This is a genomic window from Hymenobacter terricola, from assembly GCF_017921975.2.
Lineage (GTDB): Bacteria > Bacteroidota > Bacteroidia > Cytophagales > Hymenobacteraceae > Hymenobacter > Hymenobacter terricola.
On sequence record NZ_JAGEMO020000047.1, the window covers coordinates 1 to 19,393 of the forward strand.

Annotated in this window: 9 protein-coding genes and 1 pseudogene; 5 read left to right on the forward strand and 5 right to left on the reverse strand. The window is 61.5% G+C overall.

Annotated features, from left to right (window positions below; translation table 11 throughout):
* Positions 1 to 260, reverse strand: a pseudogene (locus J4G38_RS20510) (ureidoglycolate lyase); the annotation flags it as partial.
* Positions 261 to 336: 76 nt separating this feature from the next.
* A complete protein-coding gene (locus J4G38_RS20515; RefSeq protein ID WP_210513955.1) occupies positions 337 to 1,101 on the reverse strand; it encodes an SDR family NAD(P)-dependent oxidoreductase in 765 nt (254 codons plus the stop codon).
* Positions 1,102 to 1,231: 130 nt separating this feature from the next.
* Here J4G38_RS20515 and J4G38_RS20520 point away from each other — a divergent pair, with 130 nt between their 5' ends.
* From J4G38_RS20520 to J4G38_RS20530, 3 genes are all read left to right on the forward strand, one after another.
* The gene (locus J4G38_RS20520; RefSeq protein ID WP_210513957.1) at positions 1,232 to 2,131 is read left to right on the forward strand and encodes a LysR substrate-binding domain-containing protein; all 900 of its coding nucleotides are present in this window, start codon (positions 1,232 to 1,234) and stop codon (positions 2,129 to 2,131) included.
* Between the two features lie 72 nt (positions 2,132 to 2,203).
* Positions 2,204 to 2,569: a hypothetical protein gene (locus J4G38_RS20525; RefSeq protein ID WP_210513959.1), complete on the forward strand. Its 366-nt coding sequence runs from the start codon at positions 2,204 to 2,206 to the stop codon at positions 2,567 to 2,569.
* Between the two features lie 503 nt (positions 2,570 to 3,072).
* Entirely contained in the window at positions 3,073 to 3,978 is a 906-nt protein-coding gene (locus tag J4G38_RS20530; RefSeq protein ID WP_226163615.1) for a YeiH family protein, read from the forward strand.
* A 539-nt stretch (positions 3,979 to 4,517) separates the two neighbouring features.
* On the opposite strand, the gene J4G38_RS20535 is transcribed toward J4G38_RS20530, so the two are convergent.
* Positions 4,518 to 6,515 carry a tetratricopeptide repeat-containing sensor histidine kinase gene (locus J4G38_RS20535; RefSeq protein WP_210513963.1) on the reverse strand — a complete coding sequence of 666 codons (1,998 nt, stop codon included), beginning with the start codon at positions 6,513 to 6,515 and terminating at the stop codon, positions 4,518 to 4,520.
* Between the two features lie 347 nt (positions 6,516 to 6,862).
* On the opposite strand from J4G38_RS20535, the gene J4G38_RS20540 reads away from it, so the two are divergent.
* A complete protein-coding gene (locus J4G38_RS20540; protein WP_210513965.1) occupies positions 6,863 to 8,035 on the forward strand; it encodes a hypothetical protein in 1,173 nt (390 codons plus the stop codon).
* Positions 8,036 to 8,145: 110 nt separating this feature from the next.
* Here the strand turns inward: J4G38_RS20540 and tamL are convergent, their stop codons facing one another.
* Positions 8,146 to 10,467, reverse strand: coding sequence for a translocation and assembly module lipoprotein TamL (tamL, locus tag J4G38_RS20545; protein ID WP_210513967.1), 2,322 nt, complete (start codon positions 10,465 to 10,467; stop codon positions 8,146 to 8,148).
* Positions 10,468 to 10,550: 83 nt separating this feature from the next.
* Positions 10,551 to 15,797, reverse strand: coding sequence for a translocation/assembly module TamB domain-containing protein (locus tag J4G38_RS20550; protein WP_210513969.1), 5,247 nt, complete (start codon positions 15,795 to 15,797; stop codon positions 10,551 to 10,553).
* Positions 15,798 to 16,002: 205 nt separating this feature from the next.
* Between J4G38_RS20550 and J4G38_RS20555 the strand changes: the two genes are divergently transcribed.
* Positions 16,003 to 18,831: a 4-alpha-glucanotransferase gene (locus tag J4G38_RS20555; RefSeq protein ID WP_210513971.1), complete on the forward strand. Its 2,829-nt coding sequence runs from the start codon at positions 16,003 to 16,005 to the stop codon at positions 18,829 to 18,831.
* The last annotated feature ends 562 nt before the right edge of the window (positions 18,832 to 19,393 follow it).

Below are 19,393 nucleotides of genomic sequence, written 5' to 3' on the forward strand. Positions count from 1 at the left end.
CGGGCGTGGTCGGCGTAGTTCAGCCCGATGCACAGGATTTTGGACGGCCGCGCCACCGGCGGCCCCAGGCGCTCGCCAGCGGCCACGGGCGCCAGCTGGCCCTCGTTCGCCTTCAGGAATTCGGCCAGCCGCCGCAGGCCATCGGTGGCAAAAAAAGCCTCGTCGTAGTCTTCGCCAAACGCCGAAACGTCGTACTGCTGGTCGTGGAGAATGACGCCGGGCTTTTCGTGGCCGGCCTGGCCGTAGCGGATGAGTTTCATCAGGAATGTGTGGAAGTTATTGGAAGGGTGAAGGTAATTGAACGTCATGCTGAGCGGAGCCGAAGCATGACGTTCTTCAATTATTCAGCGTGATAAAACCGCCATCAATCGGGTAGTCACACCCTGTAACGAAGCCCGATTCATCAGCGCATAAGTACAGCGCCAGCGCGGCAATTTCTGCGGGTTGGCCCATGCGGCCGATGGGCTGGCTGCGGGAGAGCTTCTCAAAGATGGCGGCTTCCTGGCCGGGGTAGTTTTTGGCAATGAAGCCATCGACAAACGGCGTGTGCACGCGGGCCGGCGAGATGCTGTTGCAGCGAATGTTGTGCGCCATGTAGTCGCGGGCCACCGACAGCGTCATGGCGAAAATGGCGCCCTTGCTCATGGAGTAAGCCAGCCGGTCGGTGAGACCGACGTGGGCCGCAATGGAAGCCACATTGAGAATGGCCCCGCCGCCCTGCGCTTTCATCAGCGGCACGGCCGCGAACAGGCAGTTGTAGGCGCCCTTCACGTTCACCTGATACACGCGGTCGAGGTCGGCCTCGGTGGTGGTTTCCACGTTGCCGACGTGGGCAATGCCAGCGTTATTTACCAGAATATGGACCGGGCCGATGGCCTGAAAAACGGCCACCACGGCCGCCTGCTGGCTCACATCGGCGGCGTGAACGTGGGCGGTACCGCCGGCCTGGCGAATTTCCTCGGCGGCCTGCTGCCCGGCCTCGGCATTGAGCTCGATGATATGCACGGCGGCTCCCTGGCGGGCAAACAGTTGCGCGATGGCCTTGCCAATGCCGCTGCCGCCGCCCGTCACAACGGCGGTTTTTCCGGTTAAACTGAACATGAAGGGGTGGGGGTTCGGGGCGAAAGGGAAGTAATAGCCGCGAAGCTAGAAGCCTGCGCCGGGGCGGTCGTCCTGCCCTCACCTGCCTCGCTCGGCGGGGTGTTTCAACCCCGGCATTTACCTTCGGGCCATGTCCGATTTTCGCCTTCGCGTGTTCCAGGCCGTGGCCCAGCACCTGAGCTTCACCAAAGCCGCCCAGCGCTTGTTTATCACGCAGCCAGCCGTCACCAAGCACATCAGCGAGCTGGAAAAGCAGTACGGCCAGCGGCTGCTGGAGCGGCGCGGCAACCGCGTGGCCCTCACCGAGGCCGGCCGCCTGCTGCTGGCCCATGCCGATGCCGTGGCGGCGTCGCATCAGCAGCTGGAAGACCACCTCCACACCCTGTGCGACCCCGACGAAGCTGCTGGCCGCCTGCGCCTGGGCGCCAGCACCACCCTGGCTCAATACGTGTTGCCGGGCCTGCTACCGGCTTTCCAGAAGCGCTACCCCAAAGTCCAGCTCACCCTGCTCAACGCCAATTCCGAGCACATCGCCGAAGCTCTGCTGCGCGGCGAGCTCGACCTGGGCTTCGTGGAAGGCCGCTCCAAAAGCCGCGACCTGCACTACGAGCTGCTGCTCACCGATGAGCTGGTGGCCGTGCGGGGCGCTACCGCTGCCGGCCCGCCCGCGCAGCCCCTGCCGCTGGCCGAGGCGCTGGCCCGCCCGCTGGTGCTGCGCGAGCGCGGCTCCGGCACGCTGGAAGTCCTGGAATTCGCCCTGCGCACGCTCAAAATCAAGCTCAGCAGCTTGTCGGTGGCCTTTTATTTCGACAACACCGAAGCCATCAAAGCCTACCTCGAAGCCGCTCCGGAGGCCCTGGGCTTCGTGTCGCGCCGGGCCCTCACGCGGGAGTTGGCGGGCCGGCTGCTGGAAGTAGTGCCGGTGGCCGGGCTGCACCTGGCCCGGCAGTTTGAGGCCGTGTGGCCGCAGGGGCAGCCGCTGCCCCGCCCGGCGCAGCGCTTCCTCAGCTTTGCCCAGAACACTATATAGCGCAGAAGCGTAACTTAGGGTAGCGGCATGCAATTGGTGCCGCACCAGTATTCACCTTTTGCCGCCGTTCTTATGGAAAACAATCCCCAAGCCCCTCAACCCGACCCGCAGCCGGCTCCCGACCTGGCAGGTGAAGCCCACGAAGGCACGCCCGGCTATGGTGATTTTGGCCACACGGCTGCCCAGGTGCCCCCCGCAAGCCAGGCCATCGCAAACGATGGCTCGAATGATAACCCCGACGAGTTCAGCGAAGCCCGCAACGCCCAGAAGGCCCCCGCCGAGCAGCCCAGCCAGGTGGAGCAAAACCAGGACACGGCCGCCATCCGCGCAGCCCAGGGCGGCACCGAGGCCGAAGAGCGCGCGGCCTATGCTAAGGATGACCCCCGCTACGCCGGCGGCGATATATATGACCTGAAGAACGAACAGACCGAGCTATAAGCTGAGCCTGTTGCCACGCCTGCTACCCGCCCGCAACCGAAGCATCTGCTCCGGTTGCGGGCGGGTTTGTCTTTTGGCCCTGGGCACGGGCTTCTGTGGTTTATAATTCTGAACAGCTGCTGGCAGTAATTATGGGCTACAACGAGACATTGCCTGGTCGTTGTTATGTTGTTAAGTTATTTAAATAAAGTACGTTATTAACGTGAATGATGGGTATGACACAACGCCGGAGGACGGTTGCCTAAGCGGAGAAATACAGGATACTATAACATATGGTAATGCTGGATTACATTTTGCAATAACATAAGAGGGGGCTGATTTTGTAAATTTGTCTTGCAATCAGTCTTTTAATTATGGCCTATATCACATCGCCGCCCACCCGAAAGCAGCAACTTGTGCCTGGTGCTCCGGTCCCCAAACTTGCACTGGGGGCAGTTCCGGGCTTTTTTCAGGGTTTTCAGGCGCCACGGGTGGTATTTGGGCAGGCTTTTACGTGGCGGCAAGTGGTGTTTGGATTGTTCCTGGTGTTTTGCCTCACGCCCTGGGCCTCGCCGCCCATAGCCCTGGCGCTCGGGCTGGTGCTGGCCCAAACGGCAGGCAACCCCTTCAGCCGCCTAACCAAAAAGGCCACGGCCAGACTCCTTCAGTTCTCGGTCATCGGCCTGGGGTTTGGCATGAATGCTCACGCGGCGGTGCAGGCCGGCCGGGAAGGGATTCTATTCACCGTCGTGTCCATTTCCGGCACCCTCATTTTGGGGTATTTCGTGGGCAAATGGCTGGGACTGGGCCGCCACGTGGTACACCTTATTTCGTGCGGCACTGCTATTTGCGGCGGCAGCGCCATTGCGGCCGTAGGCCCGGTGCTGCGCGCCAAGGACGAGGAAATGTCGGTGGCCCTCGGCACGGTGTTCGTACTCAATACCTTCGCGCTGTTTGCGTTTCCGCCCATTGGCCACGCCCTGGCCATGACGCAGAATCAGTTCGGCCTCTGGTGCGCCATTGCCATCCACGATACCTCGTCGGTGGTGGGCGCGGCGGCGGCTTACGGCAGTAAAGCCCTGGAAGTAGCTACAACCGTGAAATTGGTCCGAGCCCTCTGGATTATTCCGGTGTCCATTGGCACGGCGGTGCTCTTCAAACAGAAGGGCGTAAAAATAACCGTCCCGTACTTCATTTTTGGCTTCATCGCCGCCATGCTGGTCAACACCTTTGTGCCCGCTGCTCAGCCGCTTGGGCCCGTGATGGTACACTTAGCCAAAATCGGCCTCACCGTGACGTTGTTTTTTATTGGTGCGGGTCTTTCGGTCAGCGTGGTGCGGTCGGTGGGCGTGCGGCCCTACGTGCTGGGCCTTGTGCTGTGGCTGGTGATTTCAACGGCCTCGCTCTGGGTCGTGCTGCACGTTGTGTAAACGCGGAGCACCCCGTCGCCGAAAGTATAAAATTTCGGCTATTGTGTTGAAGCATTCTCCTTGTGCCGGATTGTGATACTAGCAAAATAAGCCATCTAACAGCCTCAGGAGACGTTGTTTTCCCAATTCAGGAAGAAGCTCAACATTGCTCTTTAAAAAAGTATGGATATGTCCTGAAAAAATATTATTTTGCAACAAATATGGACGGTTAATATTTTATTGTTATATTTATATTCGAAACAATAAGCTCGTCATGCAAGTCTCCTTCCCATTCTATTCCAGCAAGTCGGAAGCGAACGAGCCTCGTATATATCATACGCATCCGAGGTGTCGAATTGCACAAAAAATTGCTGTCACTTGTCGGGTCCCGGGCACCGGAGAGAGCCGGCAAGAATGCCCGTTTTGTTTCCTGTTGGGCGAATTTCAGGCCAACCGGGCGTTGCGGAAAGGGCCCCCGGCCGGCCCTGGCTCCGGTTTCCCCTCCAGCGAAAGAGGGGCCGCCGCATCGTCGGCGGCCAAGCGGGCGTACCAGTAGGCTATCAGCCCGGCAGGTGAATGGTGAACTCCGTGAATTCGCCCTCGGTAGAGTCGACCTTAAGAGTGCCGTGGTGGCCCTGCACAATGATGTCGTGCGAGAGGGAAAGCCCGAGGCCCGTGCCCTCGGCCGGGGGCTTGGTGGTAAAAAAAGGCTGAAATATTTTGCTGCGCACGCCTTGCGGAATGCCCGTGCCATTGTCCCGCACCCGGATTTCGACCTGGCCAGTGGGCAGCCGCCGGGTGCTCACGCTGACTTCGGGCACGTAGCCGGGAGTGGTTTTCTGGCGCTGCTGCACGGCATGGAAAGCGTTGGTGAACAGGTTGAGCAGCACCCGGCCCAGGTCGGGGCCCACGGCGGGCACCAGGCCCAGCGCGGGGGTGAGCCGCGTGGTGAGCGTGGCCGTGAAAGCCGGCGCTTTAGTGCGCACGCCCTGATAGGCCAGGCGCAGGTATTCGCTCACCAGGGCGTTGAGGTCGAGGGGGACGCAGGCAGCGCTGCCGTGGTGCGAGCGCGACAGCATGCCGGCAATAATGGTGGAAGCGCGCTGGCCGTGCTGGCTGATTTCCTGTAGGTTTTGCTTGAGGCCGGCCAGCAGAAGCTCTTGGGTACCTTCCGGGGCGGCACGGGGACCATCGCCGGCAATATCGTCGACGAGCAGGGTGCTCACTTCAGCAAAGTTTTTTACGAAGGCCAGGGGGTTTTGCAGTTCGTGGGCGATGCCCGCCGTGAGCTCGCCCAGAAACGCCATTTTTTCGCTTTGCACCAGCTGCCCCTGGGTGGCCTTTAGCTGGGCCAGCGCATCGCCCAATTCGTCGCGTTGGCTGGCAATTTGGGCATTTTGGGCATTGAGCAATTGGTTGGCGCGCTGCTTGTGGCGGTTGGTGCGCCAGAGCAGCAGCAGCGCTGGCATGGTGCTGGCCAGGGCGGCCAGCAGCCAGAGCTGGCGGCGCTCGGCGGCGGCCTGCGTGCGCTGGTCGGCGAGCTCCTGCTGGCGCAGGCGCTCGCTCACGTCCAGGGCCTGCACCTGGGCCATTTTGGTTTGGCTGAAGAGGCTGTCGCGGGTGGTGCTGGCCAGCGTGAGGTAGCGGAACGCCGCCGCGCTGTCGTGGCGGGCCGCGTAGGCAGCGGCCAGAAATTGGCTGGCATCAAGCATTCCCTTGGGGTAGTGGCCTTGTTGCCCGGTTCTCAACGCCTGCTTGCCAAAATAGAGAGCCGAATCGGCCAGCGCCCCGGCCTGGTGCTCAAACAGCCGGGCCTGCCCGATGTAGGCCCGGCACAGCGCAAACGTAAAGCGGGGGCCCTGCGCCCGACGAATGCTGCGGTGGTAGAAGCGCCGCGCCAGCGCCGGGTTGCCCAGGCCCGCGTAAATGTTGCCCAGCATGGCCGCATCGCCCACTTCGCTGATGAGGTCGTGGTTGCGCAGGTCCAGCGCATAGCCCCGCTGGGAGTAAAGCAGGGCCGAATCGAGGCGGTTGAGCTGCACGTAAACGTTGCCGATGTTGCCCATCACGCGCGTTTGCAGCGGGACGTTCCGGCTTTTTTCGGCTACGTCCCGGGCCTGGAAAAAATAGGAGAGGGCCGGGCGGCTGTTGCCCTCCTCCCAGTTGAGGTAGCCCAGCCCGTTGAGGGCGCGGCCGGTGAGCTCGGCGTTGTGCAGCGCTTCGGCCAGCCGCAGGCCCTGCAGGCCCACTTGCAGCGCGGCCGGATAGTTGCCGGCCTCCCGAAACCCGGCCCCCAGCCGTATCAGGGCCAGGCACTGGCCGCGCCGGAACCCGAGCTGCTGCGCCAGCTGCAGGGCCTGCCGGCCGTAGCTAATCGTGGTCAGCGGGTCAATTTGGGTGTGCTCGTAGGCCAATTGGGCCAGCAGCAGTACGCGGCTCGAGTCGGCCGGGGCGGTGGCCAGCAGCTGTTGCAGGCTGTCTATCTGAGTGCCGGGCTGAGAAAGCGGCTGTGCGCCCGCCCAGCTCCACCACACCAGGAAGACAAATACCGTTTTCATAGCAGGAAACTGAAGCTTTGTCTGAACGGGAAAAACAAAACGCGGTAGCCTGCCTGCGCAATGGGGCATTGTGCAAGGCTTCGAAAGGTGGCCGAACCGGGGGGCAGGCCGGCCACGTGGGTGCGGCCAGGGCCAAAAGCCTCAACCGCGGGGTACGTATAATGAGCAAATTAGTAAGATAATACGATATGCGCGACTAAATGTACTTCCTGCGAGAAATATTGCCGCCGTCCGGGGGCGGGTTTCGCCGGGCCGGGCCGGTATGGCCCGCCGGGTGTTTATTTGCGATATCCCAGGGCCTTGTCCGCTCATTTTTTGTTGGGGAGCTTTGCCTTTGCATCCTTTCTATGCCGCTGCTCGAAGTTGTTGATGCCCGCCTGGCGCGGCAGTTTATTGAATTACCGGCCCGCTTGCACAAGGACGTGCCGAACTACATCGGCCCGCTGGAAAACGAGGTGGAATTGGTGTTCGACCCCGCCAAAAACCCCCAGCTGACCAACGGCGAAATTATCCGCTGGATACTCACGGACCCCGGCACCGGCACCGTGCTGGGCCGGATAGCCGCTTTCCTTAACCGCGACGCGCCCGACGTGCTGAACGCCGACTTACCCACTGGCGGCCTCGGCTTTTTTGAGTGCGTGAACGACCAGGCGGCGGCCAACCAGCTGTTCGACGCGGCCCGGCAGTGGCTGGCGGTGCGGGGCATGCAGGCCATGGACGGCCCCATCAACTTCGGCGAGCGCGACCGGTTCTGGGGGCTGCTCATTGATGGCTACGACCGCGAGCCCAACTACGGCATGTTCTGGCACCCGCCGTATTACCGGCAGCTGTTCGAGCAATACGGCTTTCAGCTCTATTTCAAACAATACACCTGCTACCGCACCACCGCCGCGCCGCTGCACCCCAGCTTCGCGAAGCGGGCCGAGGAGCACGCCGGCACCTTCCGCTTCGACCACGCCCGCAAGAGTGACCTCGAAAAGCTGGCCCAGGATTTTCACCACGTCTACAACCTGGCCTGGGCCCGGCACACGGGCGTGAAGCCCATGACCCTGGACCAGGCCCGCCGCATTGCCCAGGAGATGAAGCCCGTGCTGGACGAGCGCCTACTGTGGTTTGCCTATCATGGTGACGAGCCGGTGGCTTTTTTCATGAGCCTGCCCGAATTGAATCAGATTTTCAAGCACGTAGGCCGGCGCCTCAACCTGGCGGGCAAGCTGCGCTTCCTGTGGCAGCGGTGGCGCTTCCGCCAGCGGCGCGACAAGAAGATGTTCGGCATCATCTACGGCGTGGTGCCCGAGTACCAGGGCAAGGGCGTGGACGCGGCCATGCTGGTGTACGCCCGTCGTGCTTTCCTCGATGCCGGCTACGCCGACCTGGAAATGAACTGGATTGGCGACTTCAACCCCCGCATGCTGGTCACGACGCGCTCCATCGGGGCCACCATCGTGAAAACCCACGCCACCTACCGGTACCTGTTCGACCGGGAGCGGCCATTCGAGCGCAGCCCGATAATTCGGTGAGGTGATGGAGCGGTGGGATGGGGGATTGGTGGTGGGGTTGCTGTTCTGTTTGCACTATCTGCGCCGCTGAAACAGAGAACTCACCAACCCACCAACCTACTACCCCACCACTAGAATGGATAGCCGATGGCTAGGTTGAAGCGGCCTGGTCTATCGGGACTGGTGGTGCCATCATCATTGCGCTTAGTAGGCGTGCCGTAGGGCGCGCGCAGCGGAAAGGCGTAATCGAAGCGGATGACGAAAAACTGCACGTCGATGCGTAACCCTGCGCCTGCGCCGACGGCTAGCTCCTGCAAAAATGTGTTGACCTTGAACTGTCCGTTTTTGCCATCGGGCAAGCCGTCGGCGGCCAGGGTTTGGCGGCCAGGGTCGGCATTAGCCAGCCAGATGTTGCCGGCATCCAAGAACACGGCACCTTTCACGTAGGGTATCAGGTCCTGGCGGTATTCCACGTTGCCTTCGAGGCGGATGTCGCCCACCTGGTCGTAGAAGCTGTTGAGCTCCTGCGTGGCGGTCTGGGGGCGGTAGGTGCCGGGGCCGATGCCGCGCGCCGCAAAAGCCCGCACGCTGTTGGGCCCCCCGATGCCGTACTGCTTGGGGTAGGGTAGCACGTCGGAGTTGCCGTAGGGCATGCCCACGCCGGCCTGCAACCGGGCCACGATGCGGTTGCCAGAGGCCGGGTTCTGGCTGATGCGGTAATACTCGCGCAGCTCCAAATCGAACTTGAGGTACTGGCTATATTCTTGGCCGCCAATGGTGTATTTGCCGTTGGCATCCTTAGTGCCGCCAATGGAGCTGACGATGCCCTGTGCCAGGTTGCCGCTGCCTTCCACCTGGCCGCTAAAGTAAATCTGTTGGCGGCGCTGCTCCAGCACCTGCTCGTTGTAGGTGTAGCGGTAGGAGCTGGCCAGAATAAACTGCTGCTGAAACGCACTGCGCAGGAAGCTTTTCTCCGGAGTGTTCAGGATATCCGTAAAGGTTTGGGTCGGAGTAAACTGAACGTAGGTAACGTCAATGGGCCGGATTTCCTGCTCGTTGGTAATCTTGGTTTTGAAGGTGTAGCCGTAGTTCAGGTTAAAGAAATTCTGCGTGAAGTAGTTGGCGCGGGTCACGGCCCGGATGCCGGCCCCGATGGTGGTGCGCGGCTGGAAATCGGAGTTTGGCAGGTGCACGTCCAGCAGCGGCAGGTTGGGCACCACCAGGCGCGGCACCAGCAGCTGCGCGTTGATGCCCAGCTCGTAGCTGGTGAGGCCCAGGCCACCATTGCTACTTCTGGTCTGGGTTTCGGTAGAAGCCACCGCGTTGACTACCAGTTGCTCGCCACCGCGCAGGGCCGAGCGGTTGCGGAACGAGATATTGAGGCCCGGCCCCGTAAAGCCGTTACTTTTCGACACCAGCTGCAGGTCGGCCCGCAGGCTTTTCTTTTTGAGCTGGGTCATCAGCACGTCGGCGTCGAGGCGGGCGCGGCCGGCCGAATCGCCGGCTACCGACGGTTTCAGGCGAATTTCCACGAACTTGAACGTGTTCAAACTCATCAGGCGGCTGATGGTCTGGTCGCGCCGCCGCCGCCGGTATAGGCTGTCCGGATACAGGAACGTGGCGCGGGTAATGGCGCTGGCCTTGAATACTTTCTCGTCGGGATAGTATTGATATTTCTTGTACAGCACCGGCGGACGCCGGGTGGTATCAGTTAGCACGTAGTTCGTGTTTAGCTTAATCTGGTCGAGCCAGTAGGGGCGCACCGCCTTGGCGGGCGCGGTAGGCTTCACGCGCAGGTACACGTTCACCTTGTCGTGCAGCGTACTATCCACCTGAAAGAGCAGGTAGTCAGGCACAAAATAAAAATAGCCTTCGTTTTTCAGCACGTTGTCGATGCGCACGCGCTCGGCGGTGAGGGTGTTGAGGTTGTAAGCGTCGCCGGTTTTCAGCAGGGTGCCGGACTGGGTGGCGCGCACGGCGGCGTTCACCACCGTGTCGCTCTCCGGGAAATGAATTTCTTTGATGGTGTACACTTTGCCCGTCGTGGCCGTGTAGTCGACCTGTGCGGTTTTATCCTTGGCCTTCACCTCATGGCTCACCGTGCCCTTAAAAAAGCCGTTGTTGTAGAGCCGGTTGAGAATAAGGCCTTCGGTGGCGCTGATTTTTACGTCTTTCAGCAGCACCGGTGCCTCGCCAAACTTATCGGCGAAGAGCTTGCCCAACCCCTTCTTTTTGCCCACGCCCAGGTGCCAGAAATACAGCTTGGGCCGCAGGCCCAGAATGGAACTGTTGGGCTTGGGGCTCACCACCGATTGCAACTCGGTTTGCAGCGCCGCCTTGTTTTTGATTTTTTCCGACGTCTTGATAATGACCTTGCTGCCGGTATACAGTTTCTGGCCTTCGGGAATGTAGCGCAGGCCCGAGCAGGCGGGCAGGAGAACGATAGATAGCAATTGAATAATAGGCAATTTCTGCTTGAGTAATTGCCTGATTTTCAATCTAAAAATGTTGGTTATCATACTGAATGCGTCATTCCTCATTTCTTACTCGTCCGCGTGGTATCCACTCCGGCCGTGGGCTGGTTCTGAACGGAATCCTGCGCCGCTTTCTTGTCCACTTTTTCCTGCTTGCGGTTCACTTTCCGCTCCTCTTTAATGTTCTTCGGCACCTTCGAGAACAACTCCTGCAGGTCCTTGTAATCGCGCTGGAATACCAGGGCCGCGCCCGTGCGAATGAGCGGGCCGTCAATGTCCTCGTAGCTGTTTTGGCGGAACACGCGGGCCCGCAGGCGGCCGTCGGCCAGCACGGTGTATTCCAGGCTCACGTCGCCGGCCAGATTGCTGGGGCTGTTCTGGCCCGTGGTGCTTTGGGTGCCGGTGCCGCCGCTCAGGGCAATGTCGGTGCCCACGCGCACGGTGAGGCGGTTGTTGAGCAGTTGGCGGCGCACGGCCACGTTCAGGTCGGTGCGGCTGCCCTGGCTGCCGTCGGTGCCGTAGCTGGCCTGGTTGGTCACGCCCAGGTCGAGGCCCAGGCCGGAGAGGTACTTGCCGGTGAGGCTGTTGAGCTGGTCGGTGAGCACGGCGCTGGCGCTGCCGCGCAGCTGCGTGGCCACCAGGCCCTCGCCGCTGCTGGTCTGGAAGGGGTTCTGGGCCACGAACCGGCCCAGAATCAGCAGCGAAAATACCTGCTTGCTCAGTTCCGAGGTTTCGTTGGGCTGGCGCAATTGGGCCAGCTTGGCCTCCACTTGCCCATCCAGGGCGCCGCGCTGGTTTTCGGGCAGCGTAATATCGAAGCCGATGGTGGGCTTGCTCAATTGGTCCGTCACGTTCAGGAGTACGTTAAACGGCAGGCGGTTGCGCGAGACGGTGGCGCTGGTGAGGTCGTCGGTGCCCTGGCCGGCCAGCAACTCGGCCGGGGCGGCCTGCACCTTGTACACGGCCGTAATGTTGAGCGCGGCATTATACGGGTCGCCGTCCCAGGTAATGGTCGAACCCTTGCGGATGATGAAATCCCGCTGGGCGAGGTTGTAGAGCGACATGTGGTACTGGCCCCGCGCCACTTCCAGCCGTCCGCTCAGCGTGATGGTGCCATCCGGCGCAATGTTGGTATTGAGCGTGCCGGCCGCCCGCACGCGCAGGTTATCGCCACTCACCGGGTCGATGACGATGGTGAACGGCGTGCGGTCCGTAATCGTGACCACCGCCGTGATGTCGTAGCCGGTGGCAGCCGTTTTCACGGTATCCACAGCCACTTTGCGGGCCAGCATGGTGTCGAGCGGGGCACTTTTGTCCACAAATTCCACTATGCCTTCGCGCTCCACCGTGGTGGGCGTGGCGCTGGGCGACTCCACGGTCAGGTTCGAGCCCTGCACCACGGTTACGTTGGTGTTGATTTTGATGAGGGAAACCGGCCCGGTCAGGCGCGTGTCCGAGTCGAGCACCAGCCGGCCGTAGAACAGCGGGTTGTTGTCGCGGGTGTTGCGCACGGCCAGGAAATTGTTGGTCGTGGCCCGCATATCAAAGGAGTAATTGATGAAATCCCTGGTCAGCAGGTAGCCATTCACCACCGCTTTATTCGAGGCTGAATCCAGCACCGTAAAGTTGTTGAAGGCAATGCCGCGCTCGTCAAACGTGAGCGACTGATTGGGCAGCCGGAAGGGCGACCCCAACTGCGGCACCACAAACCCGGCGTCGTCGGACGTGCTCAACGTGCCCCGCACCACCGGCGCGGCGGGCGCGCCCGTCACCGTGAGCTGGCCGCGCACGTAGCCGCTGGCCCGGCGCACCTGGCCCACCGAGAACGGCTCAATCAGCTTCAGGTTGAGTCGGTTGGCATCGACGGTCAGGTTGAGCGGGGTGGCGCTGGTAGCGAGATAGGTGCCGCGCACCTGCACATCGTTGCCGGCCCCGCCCACGGTACCGGCCGCGCCGCCCGTGAGCTTGGCGTCGATGTCGTAGCGGCCGGCGCTGGGGTTGGTCGCATTAAAAGCAATGTCGCCAATTAGCGCCTTCTGGAACACCAGGTTTTTCACCGTGGCATCAGCCGTAAAGGCCTGGTTTTTCTTGCCCAGGTTGTCGATGCGGGCCTTGCCGTTCAACTGGCCGGCCACCAGCGAATCCTGCTGCTGCACGATGCGCGCCAGCTCGGCCAGCTCGAAATTGGTGAACGTGACGCCCAGCGGCGAAGTGGGTACCTGCGGGTTCTGGCTTTGCAGGGCCAGGGTGCTGCGGCCGTTGGTCAGGTTGAGGCCGTCGGCCACCACCGCGCCGCTGGGGTAGTAGCGCACGAAGTTGTTGGCGCCCGCCGTCCAGTTTTCGTAGTTAATCACCTGCTCCGGCGCGGCCTCAAACTCGTAGACCACGCTGCTGTTGCGGCCGCTGCCCTGGGCCAGGGCCTGTAGGGTGCCGGCCACCGCCAGCCGCTCGCGGTTGGCCGAGTCGCCGAGGATGGCCACGCGGGTAAAAAGCTTGTTATTGGCCACGTTGCCCACCACGCTGGGGCGCTTCAACCGGAGCGTAGTATCCTGGGCGGCCTGGGCCAGGCGCAGGCCATAATCCAGCTTGCTGGGGTCCGAATCCACGTTCAGGCGCAACGAATCGAGCTTGTAGTTCTGGTAGCGAATGATGGGAATGCTGGTGTTGGCCGTGAGGCGGGCCGCCTGCCGCGAGTAGTCGCCGGCCAGCGTAAAGGGCGAAATCTGCTTCAGGCCCGGCACCAGCTTGGTGGCCAGCTTGGGGTCTTTGAGTTGCAGCGAGTAGGTGAAATGCCGGTCGGCTGCGCTGGCCACGTACTTCACGCCGGGCACGTCGAAATAGCGGTCGAGGTGCTGTTGCAGCTCGGTCGCAATGTCGCCGAGGTGCACGTTGCCGTCGAGGTTTACATTGGCAATGTCGGAGGTGATGACGGCCAGCGTGCGGTTGGCATTCTGCACGATGCGGCCGTTGAGCGAGTCGAGCGGGAAGGGCTGGTTGTCGCGCACAATCACAATGTGCCGGCCGCTAAATGTGCCGTTCAGCGAGTTCAAATCCGAGCCGCGCAGGTTGGCCACCAGGGTGCCCTGCACCCGCAGGTCGCCGCCGGTATAGAAGCCCAGCGCCGTAATATTGGCCCCACGCAGGTTCAGGCTGGTCACCTCGTAGGTGGGGTTTTTGGCGTCGCGCAGGTTCACCACGGCGCTCAGGTCGAGGTTTAGGTTGGGGTCTTTTTTGCTGCTGGCGTTGATGACGTAGCGGTTGCGGTCGAGGTCCACCGTAGCCGTCACGCCGTGGTAGGTGTAGCCATTGTAGCGGGCGCTCTGCACGGTGCTCTGCACGCGGCCCACCAGCGTGGCTGGGTCTTTCAAATTGCCCGTGGCGTTGATGCGGCCCGTGGCCGTGACGCGGCCCAGCTGCGGGTTCTTCAGCAGCTTGCCAAAATCGAACCCGCCTACCGCGAACGTGCCGATGAGCGGCTGCCGCCCATTGGCCTGCGCCGCCCCCAGCTTCCCGCTGAAAGCGAGGTCGCCGTAAGTCGAGCGCAACTTCAGATTCGTATCAAACGCCAGCGTGGTGGGCCGGCCCCGGAACGTGCCGCTCAGCGCCAGCGTGGGCGGAATGCTGATAGTGTTCGGGATGCTGCCCTTCGGCGCCAGGCTCAGAATATCGGCCCGCGAGGTACTGAACTGCTGAATGTCGAGGTCGGCGTACAGCCGCGAATCGGTGTTGGGCAAGCCCTGAATCCGGCCGCGCCGCGCTTTCAGAATCGTATTGCGCAGGCCCACAAACTCCAGGTTGCGCACCGTGAAATCGCCCACGCGGCCCGCAATCTGCCCATTCAGCAGTACGCTCTGGTTGGGGCCGGTGTTGAACGGCGAGGTGCCCGCCAGCTGCGGCGCCAGGTACAGAATGTCGCGGAAGCCCAGCCGCACATTCCGCAAATCGCCCTCAATCTTCAGATTCGGCAGCTTTTTCATGTCGCCGAGCGCGGCCAGGCTCTCGTAGCCGATGGCCAGCGTGCGCCGGATGCGGGTGTGTGGCGTCACCAAATCGAGGCTGTCGAGGCGAATCTGCACCGAGTCGTACACCACGTTGGCTTTCCACGAATCGATGCGGAAACCGCTCTGCTCCTTGCCGGCCAGGTTGTCGACTTTGGCCGTGGTGCGGTTTTCGGAGTAGTTCAACTCGTGCGTGTTCAGCACGAGGTCGGTGAAATGCAGGTGGTTGTAGTCGAGCGCCGGAATGCGGGTGCGCTGCTTGGGCTGATTGAAATTGTCGAAATCCACCGCCAGGCCGCTGATATCGGACTGGTCCAGCGTCACGCGCCAGGCCAGGCGCTGGCCGGTGGCAGCCTTGTTCTGGTCGGCGGCCTGGTCGAGCTTGCGCACGGCCTCAGCGGGGTTCACCACGCGCTCGGCCACGGGCACGGCCTGGTTCTGGGCGTAGGCAAAGGTGGTGTTCTTGAGGGTGAGCTTGGTGAGGGCCACCAGCTCCTTTTGCAGGTCAATATTTTTCGCCGTGATGTCGGCCAGCCCAATATTCGTGCTGATAAACTGCGCCGATGGGTTGTTCTTATACACAAAACGCACGCTGTCGAGCGTGGCGTGGTTCAGCCCAAACTGCACGGTGAGCGGCGCGGTAGGAGCGGGGTTATCCACTTCGGGCGCCGTTTTGGTTTGCACAATGCTGATGGAAGCGCGCCGCAAGGCCGCGTTATCCACTTTGTAAACAGACTTATCCACATCCACCGCGTCCATGTTGGCCGTGAACTCGCCGATGCGCGCCCGGATGTCGGAACCAGTTACCTGGTCATCCTGAGTGAAGTAAATGTTGGTGAGCCGGGCCTTGCCAATGTCGTACTTCAGGCCCGAGGCGGTGGTGTCCACCGGCGCGTTGGGGTCCACGAAGGCATTGATAATGAAGTCGTAGTTGTTTGCCGAATCTGGCTCGGTACGGGTTAGGCGCACGCGGCCGTCGTTCAGCTCCACGTTCGACACATTGACCTGCTTGTGCAGCAGCGCCCAGATATCGAGGTCGGCGCCGAGGTGGCCGACGGAAAGTAGCGTATCGCGTTTTTGGTCCTCCAGGTACACGCCATCGAAGTTGATGGCGTGGCGGAAATCCGTGCGAAACTTCCCAATGCGCACCTGCGTGCCCAGCTTGCCGCGCAGGTAGCTTTCGGCCTTGCCGGCCACAAAGTCCTGCCCCACCGGGAACTGAAGCACAACCACTACCGCGATAACCAGCAGTAAGACCAGGGCTAACAGCCCAAGTAATCCGTAAAGAGCACGACGCAGAAAAGTGGACAAGGCGAGAGGGAAGTAAGCAGTCAGAAAACCGGGGTGATTCCCCCAAACGCAAAATCAGCGGTTGGGGTTGGAAACGCGACGCTTTGCGTAGTGGGGAATTGAGAATGAGAAGTGAAGAATGACAACTCCTAATTCTTCGTCCCTCTTTCTCAATTCCTCACTACGCAAAGCGTTATCTTGCGCGCCCCAAACCCCACCGAGTCCCATGATACTACGTTTCTCGCTTCCCTACCGCACCGTGTTCGGCCAGCGCCTGGCCGTCTGCGGCTCTCATCCCGACCTAGGCAGCTGGCACCTGCCGGCCGCGGTCGACATGCACTACGACGAAGCCACCACTTGCTGGAGCTTCGAGCTGACTGTGCCCGACGCCGCTGGCGAGCTGACCTATAAATACGTGCTGCGCGATGACACGACCGGCGGCGAACGCTGGGAGTTCGGGCCCAATCGCACCATCGCCTATTCAGCCGCTCGCACCCAGCGCCTCCACCTGGCCGACTACTGGCGCGCCCCCGACCAGCCCGAAAATGAGCTGCTGACCGCCGCCTTCACCAAGGCGCTGTTCCGCCGCCCGGCTTCCAACGCGCCTATTCCCGCCGGAGCCGCCGCGCCGCAAGCCAGCAAGGCCAAAACCAGCGCTGCCAAGACCAAAGCCGCCAAGGCACTGGCCGCAACGGCCTTGCCGTCAGCCACCAGCCGCCAACCAGTAGCCAGTGCCCCTGCCGCCGGCGAAACGGTGTTTCGCCTCGTCGCACCTCGCGTGGCGCCGCAGCACGGCCTATGCATCCTCGGTTCTGACCCGGCCCTGGGGGCCTGGGACAATACCAAGGCCCTGGTGCTCTCCGATGCCGACTACCCCACCTGGACCGCCGCCACCAAACTGCAAAACCCCGCCGAGGACTGCCTCTATAAGTATGCCATGTGGGATGCCGCCGCCGGCCACGCCCTCGACATGGAAGGCGGCGAAAACCGCGTCGTCCCCGCCACCACCGACCGCACCGTCGCCCGCGTCTTCAACGACGAAAGCTACCGCCACGCCGACGCCTGGCGTGGGGCCGGCGTGGCGCTGCCCGTCTTCGCCATGCGCAGCGAAAGCGGCCTCGGCGTGGGGGAGTTCAACGATTTGAAGCTGCTCACCAATTGGGCCATGCAAACCGGCCTGCAGCTGGTGCAGATTCTGCCCATTAACGACACCACCGCCACCCACACCTGGGTCGATTCGTACCCCTACGCCGCCATTTCGGTGTTTGCGCTGCACCCGCAGTTCATTCACCTCGAAAGCATCGCGAACCTCAAAGACAAGAAAGCCGCCAAGGAGCTGGCCACGCTAAAAGCCGAGTTCAATGCCAAAGATTTCGTGGACTACGAGCCCGTGATGAACGCGAAGTGGAAATTCCTCAAGCTGCTTTATCAACAGGAAGAAAAGACTTTCCTGGCCGACCCCGACTACCGCGAGTTTCTGGCGAGCCAATCGAGCTGGCTGGTGCCCTATGCGGCTTTCTCGGCCCTGCGCGACCGGTTCGGTACCGCCGATTTTCAACTCTGGCCCGAGGAGTTCCGCACGCCTCAAAACCTGACGGAGCTGACTGCCGAAACCGCCGCCGACTACGACGAGTTCGGCCTGTTTTTCTTCACCCAGTTCCATCTCGACAAGCAGCTGCGCGCCGCCGTGGCCTACGCCCGCAGCCGGGGCGTGGTCCTGAAAGGCGACCTGCCCATCGGCATCTACCGCCACTCCGTGGATGCCTGGACCCAGCCCGAACTGTACCACATGGATAGCCAGGCCGGCGCCCCGCCCGATGATTTCTCCACCACCGGCCAGAACTGGCGTTTCCCCACCTATAATTGGACGCGCATGGCCGAAGACGGCTACCTCTGGTGGAAACAGCGCATGGGCCACCTCAGCCGCTACTTCGATACCCTCCGCATCGACCACATCCTCGGCTTCTTCCGCATCTGGGAGATGCCCATTGAGTCGGTCGAAGGCCTGCTGGGCCACTTTGCGCCGGCCCTGCCGTTGCACCGCCACGAAATTGAGCGCCGCCTCGGCTGGTTCGACTACAGCCGCCTCTGCGAGCCCTACATCCGCTGGCACATGCTCCAGGATATCTTCCAGGGTGAAGCCCAGGCCGTGTTCGACGAGTACATGTACGACGCCAGCTATGGCCGCATTCATTTAAAGGAGCCAGTCAACAATCAGCGTAAAATCGAAGCCTACATCGCCCAGAAGCTGGCCGACTACCCCGAGCACGCCGACTATTTTGCCTGGCTGCAAAAGGGCCTGTTTGCCCTGGTGAATGAAGTCCTCTTCGTGCCCGCCGGCGATGACTTCTACCACCCGCGCATCACCCTGAACAAGAGCTATTCGTTCCGCGAGCTGGACTCCGACGAAAACCGCCGCCGGCTCTACGACGGCATCTACGTTGACTTCTTCTACCATCGGCACGAAGAGTTCTGGCGTCAGCAGGGCCTCGTGAAGCTGCCGCCCGTGCGCTACGCCACCGACATGCTCATCTGCGGCGAAGACCTGGGCATGGTGCCCGCCTCCGTGCCCGGCGTGATGAAAGAGCTCGGCATCCTGGGCCTCAACATCCAGCGCATGCCTTCCAACCCCGAAACCGAGTTCGGCCATCCCAACACCGCGCCCTACCTGAGCGTGGTCACAACCAGCAGCCACGACATGAGCACCATCCGCGGCTGGTGGGAAGAAGACCGGGTGCGCACCCAGCGCTTCTTTGAAACCATCCTCGGCCACTGGCGCGAAGTAGCCCCGTTTTACTGCGAGCCCTGGGTAGCGCACGAAATTCTGGTGCAGCATCTCCACTCCCCCGCCATGTGGGCCATATTCCCTCTTCAGGACCTGCTGGCCATCGACAGCCACCTGCGCCGGGCCAACCCGCACGACGAACAAATCAACGTGCCCAGCAATCCCTTCCATTTCTGGAAATATCGCCTGCACCTTCCCCTGGAAGAATTGGTGGATGCCATTGGTTTCAATAAGCCGCTACAGGAGCTGGTAGCCGCCAGCGGGAGGTAGCAAGATGGCTGGGTTGAGCTCATTTCGGGCTCGTTCAGGGAATTCAATGGGGCTGGGCTACTTAGAATCTTCTAAGTAGCCCAGCCCCTTCTGCTGATGGGCCGTTTCCATCCCTGCATGAGATGGCGCTACTGCCGTAGTGCTGCTAGTGCCGCCATCACCGGGAGCTGGTTATCACGCCTCGTAGATGAAAAATAGCTAGCGGTTTAACCCGGATAAATGCTCGTTGCCAGTCTCAGCGACTGACGAGGGATGGCCAGTGGCGTGAGCACGGATGTGGCGGGGATGGCCGGCCACCCTTAGGACAGAGGGGTGCTCCGAAAAGGCTATGTTTTGAGGTCTTTCGGTGGGAGCCGAGAGGTCGGAAAGCCCGGTTTGAGTGTCAGAATTTCTAAGACAGTCAGATTGATAACAAATATTAAATTTAGTGCTTTTCTAAGAGTATAAGTCGCATGATTCTGTCCGCAATAAAAAGCGAAACCAGACTTGCTTGGGGTTAAACCAATCCCAAAATGAGACTCAGCTACGCATCCAAGGGTGCTATGGTTACGCAATATTTTGC

Excerpts from the sequence above, each read along its gene's own strand:
- J4G38_RS20520 (WP_210513957.1), top strand. The coding sequence starts at position 1,232 with ATGTCCGATTTTCGCCTTCGCGTGTTCCAGGCCGTGGCCCAGCACCTG.
- J4G38_RS20555 (WP_210513971.1), top strand. The coding sequence starts at position 16,003 with ATGATACTACGTTTCTCGCTTCCCTACCGCACCGTGTTCGGCCAGCGC.
- J4G38_RS20525 (WP_210513959.1), top strand. The coding sequence starts at position 2,204 with ATGGAAAACAATCCCCAAGCCCCTCAACCCGACCCGCAGCCGGCTCCC.
- J4G38_RS20535 (WP_210513963.1), bottom strand. The coding sequence starts at position 6,515 with ATGAAAACGGTATTTGTCTTCCTGGTGTGGTGGAGCTGGGCGGGCGCA.
- J4G38_RS20515 (WP_210513955.1), bottom strand. The coding sequence starts at position 1,101 with ATGTTCAGTTTAACCGGAAAAACCGCCGTTGTGACGGGCGGCGGCAGC.
- J4G38_RS20540 (WP_210513965.1), top strand. The coding sequence starts at position 6,863 with ATGCCGCTGCTCGAAGTTGTTGATGCCCGCCTGGCGCGGCAGTTTATT.